Annotated in this window: 8 protein-coding genes and 1 pseudogene; 5 read left to right on the plus strand and 4 right to left on the minus strand. The window is 43.5% G+C overall.

All coding sequences use genetic code 11. From position 1 onward, the window contains the following. Positions 1–82 precede the first annotated feature (82 nt). From ABID27_RS10005 to ABID27_RS10015, 3 genes are all read left to right on the plus strand, one after another. The gene (locus tag ABID27_RS10005; RefSeq protein ID WP_354281866.1) at positions 83–4,477 is read left to right on the plus strand and encodes a PolC-type DNA polymerase III; all 4,395 of its coding nucleotides are present in this window, start codon (positions 83–85) and stop codon (positions 4,475–4,477) included. A 177-nt stretch (positions 4,478–4,654) separates the two neighbouring features. Then, positions 4,655–5,896 (plus strand): aminopeptidase, encoded by a 1,242-nt coding sequence (locus ABID27_RS10010; protein ID WP_354281868.1) that lies wholly within the window; start codon positions 4,655–4,657, stop codon positions 5,894–5,896. A gap of 52 nt (positions 5,897–5,948) precedes the next feature. Beyond that, positions 5,949–6,938, plus strand: a complete 990-nt coding sequence (locus ABID27_RS10015) for a Gfo/Idh/MocA family protein (protein ID WP_253366355.1) — start codon at positions 5,949–5,951, stop codon at positions 6,936–6,938. 30 nt (positions 6,939–6,968) lie between these two features. On the opposite strand, the gene def is transcribed toward ABID27_RS10015, so the two are convergent. Beyond that, positions 6,969–7,583 carry a peptide deformylase gene (gene def, locus ABID27_RS10020; protein ID WP_253366353.1) on the minus strand — a complete coding sequence of 205 codons (615 nt, stop codon included), beginning with the start codon at positions 7,581–7,583 and terminating at the stop codon, positions 6,969–6,971. A 61-nt stretch (positions 7,584–7,644) separates the two neighbouring features. Beyond that, positions 7,645–8,307 carry a Crp/Fnr family transcriptional regulator gene (locus ABID27_RS10025; RefSeq protein ID WP_435533078.1) on the minus strand — a complete coding sequence of 221 codons (663 nt, stop codon included), beginning with the start codon at positions 8,305–8,307 and terminating at the stop codon, positions 7,645–7,647. Between the two features lie 84 nt (positions 8,308–8,391). On the opposite strand from ABID27_RS10025, the gene ABID27_RS10030 reads away from it, so the two are divergent. Continuing rightward, the gene (locus ABID27_RS10030) at positions 8,392–9,546 is read left to right on the plus strand and encodes an MFS transporter (protein WP_354281870.1); all 1,155 of its coding nucleotides are present in this window, start codon (positions 8,392–8,394) and stop codon (positions 9,544–9,546) included. Between the two features lie 23 nt (positions 9,547–9,569). Then, complete coding sequence (locus tag ABID27_RS10035; RefSeq protein ID WP_354281872.1) at positions 9,570–10,298, plus strand: pseudouridine synthase; 729 nt, start codon at positions 9,570–9,572, stop codon at positions 10,296–10,298. A gap of 122 nt (positions 10,299–10,420) precedes the next feature. Here ABID27_RS10035 and ABID27_RS10040 read toward each other — a convergent pair whose 3' ends face one another. After that, entirely contained in the window at positions 10,421–12,748 is a 2,328-nt protein-coding gene (locus tag ABID27_RS10040; protein ID WP_354281874.1) for a DNA methyltransferase family protein, read from the minus strand. Further along, a pseudogene (locus ABID27_RS10045) lies at positions 12,745–12,962 on the minus strand (hypothetical protein); the annotation flags it as partial. The gene ABID27_RS10040 and the pseudogene ABID27_RS10045, both read right to left, overlap by 4 nt.

Raw genomic sequence — 12,962 nt, forward strand, 5'->3', positions numbered from 1 at the left:
TTTTTTTCATTGCAGTCTCCTCCTCGAAAAATGGGCCGGATTGTGGTAGAATGAAAAGATAAACTAGGAGAAAAGAGAAGCCATGTCTGATAAATTTCAACTTTTATTGCAACAGATTGGGATGCCACTTGAAGCGATGGGCTCAAGTGTTTTTTCGACTGGGAAGATTGAGCAAGTCGTCCTTCATAAGGTGAGTAAGATTTGGGATTTTACCTTTCGACTAGATGAGACGCTGGATATTGCGGATTACCAGCATTTTAAGGCGCGTTTGGTCAATGAATTTTCTAAGACTGGCAATCAGGCCCGTTTTCAGATTGTGACGGGGCAACCTCGTTTTGAAGCGGCTATTTTGCAGGCTTACTATCAGGAAGCCTTTAGCGAAGAATTGTGTCAGAGTGCAGGCTTTAAGGCGCTTTTTCAAGGTCTGGAAGTGGAATTTGAGGACGGAACTCTGTATGTGAAGGGACCTGAAACCATTGATACGCCTCATTTTCGGAAAAATCATTTGCCAAATTTGGTGCAGCAGTTTGAGCGGTTTGGTTTTGCAGGGATTAAGATTGACTTGCGGATTTGCCAAGAAATGACTCAGCAGCAGCAGGAAAATTTCCAAGCGTCCAATGCTGAAATTTACCACAAGGCTAATTTGGAAAATCTAGAAGCTCAAGAGCAACTGGCTCAAATGGCTCCACCGCCGGAAGCCGCTCCGCAATCTTCTTTCCAAGAGTTTAAGAAGTCTCGCCCTGCCAAAGTTAATTTGGATAAAGCAGAAATCACACCGATGATTGAGGTGACTACCGAAGAAAATCGCATTGTTTTTGAAGGGTTGGTTTTTGAAGCGGAGCACAAGGTGACGAGGACGGGACGCGTTATCATCAATTTCAAGATGACAGACTACACTTCGTCATTTACTTTACAAAAATGGGCCAAAAATGAAGAAGAGGCCCAAAAGTTTGACATGGTCAAAAAGGGGAATTGGCTGCGTGTTCGTGGAAATGTGGAGACCAATAATTTCACACGTGACTTGACCATGAATGTGCAAGAAGTACAGGAAGTCAAGCATGACATCCGCAAGGATTTGATGCCAGAAGACCAAAAACGGATTGAATTTCATGCGCATACCAACATGTCGACCATGGATGCCTTGCCTCCGGTTGAAGACTTGGTGGCACGTGCGGCCAAATGGGGCCACAAGGCTATTGCTATTACGGACCACGGAAATGTTCAATCCTTCCCACACGGCTACCATGCTGCTCGAAAAGTAGGAATTAAGCCGATCTTCGGGATGGAAGCCAATGTCGTAGAAGACAGCGTTCCAATCGTCTACAATGAAGCAGATGTCGACCTAAAAGAGGCGACCTATGTGGTCTTCGACGTGGAGACAACAGGACTTTCTGCGGTCTACAATGACTTGATTCAGATTGCTGCTTCGAAAATGTACAAAGGGAACATCATCGGTGAGTTCGATGAATTTATCAATCCAGGTCATCCTTTGTCAGCCTTTACGACGGATTTAACGGGGATTACAGATGAGCATGTCCGCAATGCACGTCCGCTCGAGCAGGTTCTTCGTTCTTTCCAAGAATTTTGTGAAGGTGCGGTCCTGGTTGCCCATAATGCCAGCTTTGACGTGGGCTTTATGGATGCCAATTACCAACGCCATAACCTGCCCTTGATTAGTCAGCCGGTCATCGATACGCTAGAATTTGCCCGTAATCTTTACCCGGAGTACAAGCGCCATGGTTTGGGCCCCTTGACCAAGCGGTTCGGCGTTGCCTTGGAGCACCACCACATGGCCAATTATGATGCGGAAGCAACAGGGCGTCTGCTCTTTATCTTCCTCAATGAAACCTATGAAAAACATGGTCTTTTCAACCTCAATCAGCTGAATACCAGCTTGATTGCCGAGGATTCCTATAAAAAATCTCGTGTCAAGCATGCGACTCTCTATGTTATCAACCAAACAGGTCTGAAAAATATTTTCAAACTGGTCTCGCTGTCCAATACCAAGTATTTTGAAGGTGTGCCGCGGATACCACGAACGGTTCTGGATGCACACCGCGAGGGATTGATTTTGGGGACGGCTTGCCAAGAGGGTGAAGTATTTGATGTCTTGGTGTCCAAGGGCTTGGACGAAGCGGTTAAGGCTGCAGCTTATTATGACTTCATTGAGATCATGCCGCCAGCTTTGTATGAGCCCCTCATCGCCCGTGAGCAGTTCAAAAATATGGATGAAATCCATGAGCTAATAAAAAACTTGATTGAAGTTGGGCGTCGTACAGGATTGCCCGTCCTTGCAACGGGGAATGTTCATTATATTGACCCAGAAGAAGAAATTTATCGTGAAATCATCGTTCGCGCCCAAGGGCAAGGAGCTATGATTAACCGACCAATTGGTCACGGAGAAGCCGCGCAACCTGCTCCGCTTCCTAAGGCGCATTTCCGGACGACCAATGAAATGCTGGATGAATTTGCCTTTTTGGGTGAGGCCTTAGCGCGTGAAATTGTCATCCAAAATCCAAATCTTATGCTGGAGCGCTTCGAAGAAGTCGAAGTCGTCAAGCGTGACCTCTATACTCCTTATATCGAAAAAGCGGAGGAAACGGTCGCAGAATTGACCTACAAAAAAGCTTTTGAAATTTATGGGAATCCCTTGCCAGATATTATCGACCGACGGATTGAAAAAGAATTAACGTCGATTTTGGGGAATGGATTTGCCGTGATTTACCTAGCCTCTCAGATGCTAGTACACCGTTCCAATCAGCGGGGTTATCTGGTTGGTTCGCGGGGGTCTGTTGGTTCTAGTTTTGTGGCGACCATGATCGGGATTACAGAAGTGAATCCCATGCCGCCTCACTATGTCTGTCCAGAGTGTAAGTATAGTGAGTTTATCACGGACGGTTCCTATGGTTCGGGCTTTGATATGCCAGACAAGGACTGTCCAGAATGTGGTCACAAGTTGGCAAAAAACGGACAGGACATTCCCTTTGAGACCTTCCTTGGTTTTGATGGGGATAAGGTTCCCGATATCGACTTGAACTTCTCGGGTGAAGATCAGCCGTCTGCTCACTTGGATGTTCGGGATATTTTTGGGGAACAATACGCCTTTCGTGCAGGGACTGTGGGTACGGTTGCGGCCAAAACGGCCTATGGATTTGTCCGAGGGTACGAGCGGGATTATGGGAAGTTCTACCGTGATGTAGAGGTGGAACGCTTGGCGGCTGGTGCCGCAGGCGTTAAGCGAAATACAGGCCAGCATCCTGGTGGTATTGTTGTTATTCCTGACTATATGGACGTATATGACTTTACGCCGGTCCAGTATCCAGCAGATGACCTTGAGGCTGCTTGGCAAACTACTCACTTTAACTTCCATGATATTGATGAAAACGTCCTAAAACTCGATGTTCTAGGACACGATGATCCGACTATGGTTCGGAAGTTGCAGGACTTGTCAGGGATTGACCCTAATACCATTCCAGCGGACGATAAGGGTGTCATGGCGCTCTTTTCAGGTACAGAAATTCTGGGAGTGACGCCTGAGCAGATTGGTACGCCAACGGGCATGTTGGGGATTCCTGAGTTTGGGACCAACTTCGTTCGAGGTATGGTGGAAGAAACACGGCCAACGACCTTTGCGGAACTCTTGCAGTTGTCTGGTCTATCCCACGGAACGGACGTTTGGCTGGGAAATGCCCAAGATTTGATAAAGGCTGGTATTGCCGACCTGTCTACGGTAATCGGTTGTCGGGATGACATCATGGTTTATCTCATGCACGCAGGCTTGGAACCTAAAATGGCCTTTACTATCATGGAACGGGTGCGTAAGGGAGCTTGGCTTAAGATTTCGGAAGAAGAGCGAAATGGCTATATCCAGGCTATGAAGGAAAATAATGTTCCTGACTGGTATATCGAGTCCTGTGGAAAAATCAAATACATGTTCCCCAAAGCTCACGCGGCTGCCTACGTTATGATGGCCCTTCGGGTGGCCTACTTTAAGGTACATCACCCACTTTTCTACTATTGTGCCTACTTCTCCATCCGTGCCAAGGCCTTTGATTTGGCGACCATGTCAGGTGGATTGGACAAGGTTAAGGCCAAGCTCAAGGAAATCTCCGACAAGCGCCAGCGCAACGAGGCTTCCAATGTGGAAATTGACCTCTACACCACCTTGGAAATTGTCAATGAAATGCTGGAACGTGGCTTCAAATTTGGGAAGTTGGACCTTTATGAGTCAGAAGCTATTGACTTCAGAATTGAAGGCGATACACTGATTCCACCATTTGTAGCCATGGATGGTCTGGGAGAGAACGTTGCCAAGCAGGTTGTTGCTGCCCGCAAAGATGGTGAGTTCCTGTCCAAGACAGAGCTCCGCAAACGTGGCGGACTTTCCTCTACCTTGGTTGAAAAGATGGATGAAATGGGCATCTTGGGCAATATGCCTGAGGACAATCAACTCAGTCTTTTTGATGATTTATTTTAAAGAAAACAGTTTTGCTCGGAGCAATAAGCTTTGACGGCGGAGCTGTTTTTTTGTGGAGCTGATTGTGGATTGTTTAGAAAATAAAACCTGAACTCGACAGAAGCTAAACACAGACTGGTCGCTTATTTATGGGGAATATGGTATACTATTTTTTGTATTATATTAAAGGAGATTCCCATGGTTTTACCAAACTTCAAAGAAAACCTTGCAAAATATGCTAAGTTGCTCGTCTCTACGGGTATCAATGTTCAAGAAGGACATACCATTGTTCTTCGTATCAGTGTAGACCAAGCCGAATTGGCTCGTCTCTTGGTCAAAGAAGCTTACGCTCTCGGTGCCAAGGAAGTCCTCGTTCAATGGAATGATGACTTTATTACCCGTCAAAACTACCTCAACATCTCAACAGAACGTTTGGAAACTGTGCCAGATTACAAGGTGGCAGAAATGAACTACTGGTTGGATAACAAAGCCAGCCGTTTGGTGATTTTGTCAGAAGATCCAGCCGCTCTTGACGGTGTTGATCCTGAGAAATTATCAAAAGCAGCACGCGCAGCAAGCATCGCTTTGAAACCATTGCGTATCGCAACACAAGCTAATAAAGTCAGCTGGACATTGGCTTCAGCAGCAGGTTCTGCTTGGGCGCAAAAAGTGTTCCCTCAAGCAGCTAGCGAAGAAGAAGCGATGGATTTTCTATGGGATCAAATTTTCAAAACTTGCCGCATCTACGAAGAAGACCCAATTCAAGCTTGGGCTGAGCACGAAGACCGCCTTAATGCCAAAGCAAAAGTCTTGAACGATGAGCAGTTTGTAAAATTGCATTACACAGCACCAGGTACAGACTTGACACTTGGCTTACCAAAACACCATTCATGGGAAGCAGCTGGTAGCTACAATGCTCAAGGCGAGCACTTCATCGCCAATATGCCAACAGAAGAAGTCTTCACCGCACCAGATTTCCGTGTAGCAGACGGTTATGTGACTTCTACAAAACCACTCAGCTACAACGGCAACATCATCGAAGGCATTAAAGTAACCTTTAAAGATGGCGAAATTGTTGATGTGTCAGCTGAAAAAGGTGACGAAGTGATGAAGAAATTGGTCTTTGACAACAAAGGAGCTCGTGCTTTGGGAGAAGTAGCCTTGGTGCCAGATAAGAGTCCAATTTCACAATCAAATATTACCTTCTTTACAACCTTGTTTGATGAGAATGCCTCAAACCACTTGGCAATCGGCGCAGCCTACGCTTTCTGTGTGGAAGGTGGAACTGAAATGTCAGAAGAAGAGTTGGAAGCAATCGGTCTCAACCGTTCAGACGTTCACGTGGACTTCATGATTGGCTCAGACCAAATGGATATCGACGGTATCCGCGAAGACGGAACTGTTGTGCCAATCTTCCGTAAAGGCGATTGGGCGATTTAATCACCAAGCAGATGGATTTCCGTCTGCTTTTTCTGCATAGATAGGAGTCAATATGGACACAGGAAAACAGATTCAGTACAAGTGGGCAACCTTAGGAACAGGCGTTATCGCCAATGAGTTGGCTCAAGCCTTGCAAGCGCTGGGTGGTAATCTCTACTCGGTAGCCAATCGCACGCATGAAAAAGGCCTTGCCTTTGCACAAAAGTATGGAATTGAAAAAGTTTATGAAAAAATAGAAGATGTATTTGCAGACCCAGAAGTGGATATTATCTACATTTCGACACCGCATAATACCCATATCAACTACCTCCGCCAAGCCTTGGCAGCAGGCAAGCATGTTTTATGTGAAAAATCCATTACGCTGAACAGTCAAGAATTGGAAGAAGCGATTCAATTAGCTGAGGAGAACCATGTGCTGTTGGCAGAAGCCATGACGATTTTCCATATGCCCATCTATCGTCAGTTGAAGAGTATGGCAGACAGTGGTGCCTTTGGTGAGTTGAAGATGATTCAGATGAATTTCGGTAGTTACAAAGAATACGATATGAATAACCGCTTTTTCAACCGTGACCTAGCTGGTGGAGCTTTGCTGGATATTGGTGTCTATGCCTTGTCATTTGTGCGTTGGTTTATGTCTTCTAGCCCAGACCAGTTAGCGTCGCAGGTAAAATTTGCTCCGACAGGTGTAGATGAGCAGGTTGGCATTCTTTTAACAAATCCAGATGGCCAGATGGCGACGGTCACCCTATCCTTGCATGCCAAACAGCCTAAACGTGGACTTTTGGCCTATGATAAGGCCTACATCGAACTCTACGAATACCCTCGTGGACAAAAGGCGGTTATTACTTATACGGATACGGGTAAACAGGAAACGATTGAAGTAGGGGCTACCGACCAAGCCTTGCAATATGAAGTTCTGGACATGGAAGCAAGTATTGCCGGGGCCAAAAACCACACTTACCTGAACTATTCGCGTGATGTCATGCGCATGATGACAGACCTCCGTGAAGAATGGGGAATGACTTACCCAGAGGAAGAATAGAAACAAAAAAGCAGACCTAGTCTGCTTTTTTTATTCGATGATCAAGAGTCCCTCTTTGATGGCTAGGGGATGCTGCGGGTCAATGCGGTCGTAGAACATAATACCATTGATGTGGTCGATTTCATGTTGAACGACGATAGCGTTAAAACCTTTGAGTTTGATTTTGTGTTTTTGACCTGTCTTATCAAAGTATTCTACCGTAACACGCGCATGGCGGACAACGTAGCCGGGTACTTCGCGGTCAACTGATAAACAGCCTTCGCCCCCTTCGACAGCGGCTTCTTGTACAGAGTGGGCCACGATTTTAGGGTTGTACATGACTTCTTGAAAGGCATAGGCTTGTTTTGGTGGATTGCCTTCTTCGTCTTCAGGATTTGGCACCAATATTGCGATGATGCGACGAGATACATCAATCTGTGGCGCAGCCAGGCCAACTCCTCCACGTAAGCCTAATTTTTCAGCCATGACAGGGTCTTGTGAATGCTTGAGAAATTGCATCATTTTTTCCCCTAAGAGGATATTTTCGTCTGATAGAGGAAAGGTCACTTCCTCAGCGACAGCGCGTAATGTTGGGTGTCCTTCACGAATAATATCATCCATGTCAATCAGATGGCTAGCTTTAATCATTGTTTCAATTGCGGTCATTCTTCTCTCCTTTTGCTTTTTTCTACCATAGTATAACATGAAACAGTCATTATTGGAAAAATTACTGATGAATTCTCAAGTTCTCAAGTTGGCTTGCCTGGCAGATAAAGTAGGATTTGCCGCGTTTCTCAATAGCTCCATCTGTCAATAGTTCCTTGATAGTTCGTAAGAGATGGCGGTAGCTGGTTCCAAATGAGTCCGCTAAAATGTGCAATTCAAGCTGAAAATATCCGTCGTGCTCAATGGATAAAATGTGGCTGGCTAGCCGTTCTTTGACGGAGTAGCCGACATTGACCGCCGCTTGGATATTTTGCTGGTAGAGGCTGGTTGCCAGTCCTTGGCCAACTCGGTATAAGAAGAGAGGATCAGCAAGCAGCGCCTCTTTGTTGAGAAGTGGTAGCTGTGCACACCATGTCTCATCAATAGCAATAACAGACGAAACCACAGTTTGTCCTGTCAGCAATTCAATGTCGCCAATCAAGGTCGGAGCTCCTTGGATGCCCAGGATATATTCTTTTCCGTTGAACAGCTTTCGGACAACTTTGACCTTGCCCTCCAGTACAAATGTCAGTACAGTGAGTTCTTGGTCTTGGTGGCAAATAGCTTGTCCTTCTTGGAAATGTACCAATTTCAAATCCTTGCGGTACTGTTCTGGTAGAAAAGTTTGGAGCATGGGATGCTGGAGAAAATTTTGAGGTGTTGGAGAGAAAGATAACGTATTCATCTATTTATATGTGACATTTGTCCTATGTTTTTCTATTTTTCTCTATTATACTAAAATGAATGGAAAAAGAAAAAGAAGGTAATTATGAAACGAATCATTGAAAAAATCAGCATTCTCTCCCTATCCTTGATGCTGGTTTCCACTTTTGCAGTCTCGCCGGCACTCCCTCAAATGATGAAGGAATTTGCTTGTCAAGGGATTTCAGCAGCTCAGGTTGAGTTTTTGATGACCATTCCCTCTCTGACTATCATGTTGACGTTGCTGGCCAATGGGTTCATTGTCAAGTTCTTCTCGGAGCGAGCTATTGTTGTGACGGGCTTGTTGGCAATGGCGATTGGCGGCTCCATGCCTATCGTATTTGCAAGCTACCCGTTGATGGTGGTGGCCAGAATTATCTTGGGACTAGGGATTGGCCTTATCAATGCGCGTGCTATTAATATTATCGGCTACTATTACCAAGGAAAAGAGCGGATTCAGATGTTGGGCTTGCGTGGGTCCACGGAAGTTTTAGGAAGTGCTGGTCTGACTATGATCGTTGGTTGGCTGACGGGCTATGGTTGGCAAGCAGCCTTTCTGATTTATCTATTGGCGCTGGTTATTCTAGGGCTTTTTCTCGCCTTTGTGCCCAGTCATCATGAGGAGCAGGCTACTGATACGGTAGAAGCACCGAAAGTGACAAAACCTCTCTGGAAAATGGGATTGGCCCTTGCTTTTCTTGCTTTTTTTGTCATTAATGTTAATACTTTTATCACCATCCGCATTCCCATTATCGTCGATCAAGCAGGACTCGGGACTGCGGTTCAGGCTAGCTGGGTCTTGAGTCTTATGCAGCTGATGGGAATTGTATCTGGGACTGTTTTTGGTCAGTTGATGGGGCGTTTTAAAGGTTGGCTGTTATCTCTGTCTTATCTGATTTTTGGTCTGGCTGTGTTAGTTGTTGCTTACTCGGCTAATCTTTTTGTCTTAGCAATCGGGGCGATGTGTTCAGGATTTTTCTACAGCTTGGTACTGGCCATTGTATTTAGCCGTGTGACAGAGCAAACTCCGCCGCCTTTATTGAATACGCTGATGACGGTTGTCTTACTGGGTTGCAATATCGGAGGAGCAAGTGCATCGGTGTTACCTAATTTTTTAGAAAAGCTCAATCCAAGTAAAACAGGAGCATTTGGTATCTATGCCATTACCTGTCTCGTCATCGGTGCCTACCTGCTATTTCGCCAATGGAAGAAGCTGAAATAGCTGGAGTGTGTTATAATACGTGTATGCGATTAGACAAGTTTTTAGTAGAGTGTGGCCTTGGGTCGCGCACAGAAGTCAAAAAAATTCTCAAGCAAAAGCAGATAGAGGTTAATGGACAGGTTGAAACATCAGCCAAAAGCCAAGTAGACAGCCAGAAAGATACTGTTTCCTATCAGGGACAGGGCTTGCGCTACGAGGAGTTTGTCTACTATCTCCTCAATAAACCTCAAGGGGTCATCTCAGCGACCGAGGATGCCAAGCATCGGACGGTCTTGGATTTGCTGGATGATACAGCGCGCCAAAAAGAGGTTTTTCCAGTTGGTCGCTTGGATATCGATACGCACGGTTTGTTGTTGCTGACCAACAATGGTCCTCTGGCGCATGCCATGCTCTCTCCTAAAAAGCATGTGGACAAGCTTTACCAAGCTCAAGTTGCGGGCATCATGACAGAGAAGGATGTGGAACGATTTCGAGAAGGAATCAGCTTGCAGGATTTTACCTGTCAACCAGCTCAGCTGGAGATTGTAGCGACGGATCCTGTAGCAGATAAAAGTACAGTGCGGATTACCATTGCCGAAGGGAAATTTCATCAGATCAAGCGGATGGTGCAGGCGTGTGGAAAAACCGTTACAGACCTGCAGCGCCTCAGTATGGGACCTTTGGTTTTGGACGACAATCTAAAGCGCGGAGAATACCGACGACTGACAGCAGAGGAACTCCAATTATTGGAGCGATTTGACGTTCGATTGTGATGAAAAGCAGATGCCAGCTCATTTTATTTTAGGGGACTATATACCAGTTTACACCAACCACAAGATATAGTATTTTCAATAATACCCAAAAAGGCGACTTCCAAACAGAAATCGTCTTTTCATTATTTCAATAATTCATACTCAAATAATTTATTTTTTAGCTCATCATCGTAGTAATCAGACAGCCTTGTTTTAAGCTCTTTTAGTTTAGTATTAACTTTTTCATTATTGAAAATTTTTTTACCATTGCCGTCTTTATATGAGGTGTTTATCTCTAACTCAATTTGATAAGTTCCGTAATTATACTTTGGATTGTATTCTGGAGTATCTTTTGCTAGTTCAAGTAATTCATCAAAGACACCTAATAGCATGGAATCAACTCTATCAAGTTTTCCATATTTTTTTTGTTCTACCAATTCTTTGCGGACTAGAGAGTTTTCATCTAAACACATCTCGTTATTGTAAAATTTCCCGTCAGAGCCATCAAAGCTCAAGCAATGGTTTTTGTGGGAAATACAAGTCCACAACGTTGCTTTTCTAAGAAAATCTGTATCCTCTTTATACAAATCCCCTTTATCAGCAGTTGTATAATAGATGTCTCTTTCGTACCAATTCTTTTGAGGGAATTGCTTAGCGATAAATAAGACTGTTTGCTCGGCATAATTTCCTATCCTTACTTGACTACCATATCCGTGATAAGTCGAAATTCTAGTCATACGAACATCTTGAGCTGTCAAACCAAAACCACTAGCCTCTAAGTGAGCTAAAATATCCTTACTATATACTGGGTTGAACTTTTTATTATTACGTAAATGAGTTTCACAACCATCATATCCAACCACAGTAGTTGCCTTTTTATCAGTAGGTAACTTCTTAGAGTATAATTTAGATAAAGTGGTGTAAACTTTTTTAACCGTCACATCCGTAATATCTTTTAGTTCTGCATCTTCTGGAACATCTATAACTGCAACACCTTTTCCTGTCCCCCATTTTTTATTGTTTTTCCAAATTTCCATGGCTGGAACAGTAATACTTTCAGTTTTTGTATCTAACTCATTTTTCCATAAAGCGACCAACACAGAACTTTCTTGTGCTTTGAAGTTCCCTCTGTTTGCTAGAAAACCATCAATAAAGACTTTTTTCATCAGACCAACCGATTTCCAATACTTAACAGGGGCAAACAGAATGTAATAGTCATTATTTCCTCTCATAAAGTATTTCTCAAACGACCATACGAATTGATTAAGCAAGTCTTTAGCATGATTACTGTCGCCAGTAAATTCATTAGACATCAATTTTCTTATGTAGCTGAATTTATCTTTTGATTTAACATTTCCTTCTTGAGCACGAGCTAATTCGCTAGAATATGGGGGATTTTCATAACCAATAATTGCAACATTCTTGTCATCTATGATTTCTTGTAATGTATTATGTTTTCCTTCTGTTTCCATTGGAATTGACAAAAAATCTTCTGCCAAGGCATCTCCACCTATGACTAAGTTTCCCATTCCTGCTTGTACCATTGTAAGCGGTGGGATAATAGCTCTTACCTTTCCGATGTATTTGTTATATAAAACAAGCCATTCTTTGATTTCATAAGTATTCAAGACAACATGACTTAACTCTTCTTCAGTTAAATAATGCTCTAATGCTCCAGTACCAGCACATCTATCCAAAATAACATAGTCCCTACCTTTAGGAAGGCTAGCAATAGCTTGGCGGACAAGTTTTGTAGCTTCTTTAACATAGGGTAATGGGGTATAAAATGCTCCTAAGTCTTTTCTATTTGCAGGGTCATTCAAAGCATCCATTACGGTATCGAAATCTGTTTCGTCTCCGTTCCAAGGTAAGATATAGTCCTCAACTATGGAATTATATGGATTTTTAAGTATCTCAAACATTTGAGACTTGGTTATGGATTTATCGTAATGATAAATATAATTTGCCCAACCCAAAATATTTGGAAAATTGATTTCAAATTTTTGATACTCGTTAATTTGAAATAGTCTAAGTAACTCACGATTTTTGGGACTGTTAGGTTGAAATACAGCGAAGTCAAACTCATTTTCAGGTTTCGTTGCATTTTTCAATGTCAACTGCTTAACATCTTTAGAAGCACTATTTGTATAGTTTTGCTCAATTTCAGTACGATATTGAGTTGCATCATAAACATAGGCATGGTCTTTACTAATATCAATTAAGACAATTTTACTAGGTATTGGAATACCACCTTTATTTCTCAACTTAGAAAGATAATGGATAGCTTGTACAAGAACGATATTAAGGTCTGCAATATTATTCTTAAACTCAAACAATGTTCCTTTGACAATGCCGTCTGTATTCTCTGTTAGTACGTCTTTTTCTTCAAAACCAAATGTTCTCCAAAAAAACAAGTTGTCAGCTCTTTCGTTACCAGATTGCCAACTTCTATCAATAGCTAGAGGTGTCATTCTCCCCCTCCAACAATTAACTTATCAAATCCCGAAACAAAATAAAAAACTTCCTCACAAAAATGCGAAAAAGCCTGTTTTAGTGCTTGACAAAAAACACGTCCGATTACATAATCAGCGTGAGCTGTGAGCTGTGAGCTGTGAGCTGTGAGCTGTGAGCTGTGAGCTGTGAGCTGTGAGCTGTGAGCTGTGAGCTGTGAGCTGTGAGCTGTGA

Source organism: Streptococcus gallinaceus (assembly GCF_040545695.1).
Classification (GTDB): domain Bacteria; phylum Bacillota; class Bacilli; order Lactobacillales; family Streptococcaceae; genus Streptococcus; species Streptococcus gallinaceus.

What these genes read in the sequence shown, in the direction of transcription:
- ABID27_RS10005 (WP_354281866.1), top strand. Translation starts at nt 83, where the DNA reads ATGTCTGATAAATTTCAACTTTTATTGCAACAGATTGGGATGCCACTT.
- ABID27_RS10010 (WP_354281868.1), top strand. Translation starts at nt 4,655, where the DNA reads ATGGTTTTACCAAACTTCAAAGAAAACCTTGCAAAATATGCTAAGTTG.
- ABID27_RS10015 (WP_253366355.1), top strand. Translation starts at nt 5,949, where the DNA reads ATGGACACAGGAAAACAGATTCAGTACAAGTGGGCAACCTTAGGAACA.
- def (WP_253366353.1), bottom strand. Translation starts at nt 7,583, where the DNA reads ATGACCGCAATTGAAACAATGATTAAAGCTAGCCATCTGATTGACATG.
- ABID27_RS10025 (WP_435533078.1), bottom strand. Translation starts at nt 8,307, where the DNA reads ATGAATACGTTATCTTTCTCTCCAACACCTCAAAATTTTCTCCAGCAT.
- ABID27_RS10030 (WP_354281870.1), top strand. Translation starts at nt 8,392, where the DNA reads ATGAAACGAATCATTGAAAAAATCAGCATTCTCTCCCTATCCTTGATG.
- ABID27_RS10035 (WP_354281872.1), top strand. Translation starts at nt 9,570, where the DNA reads ATGCGATTAGACAAGTTTTTAGTAGAGTGTGGCCTTGGGTCGCGCACA.
- ABID27_RS10040 (WP_354281874.1), bottom strand. Translation starts at nt 12,748, where the DNA reads ATGACACCTCTAGCTATTGATAGAAGTTGGCAATCTGGTAACGAAAGA.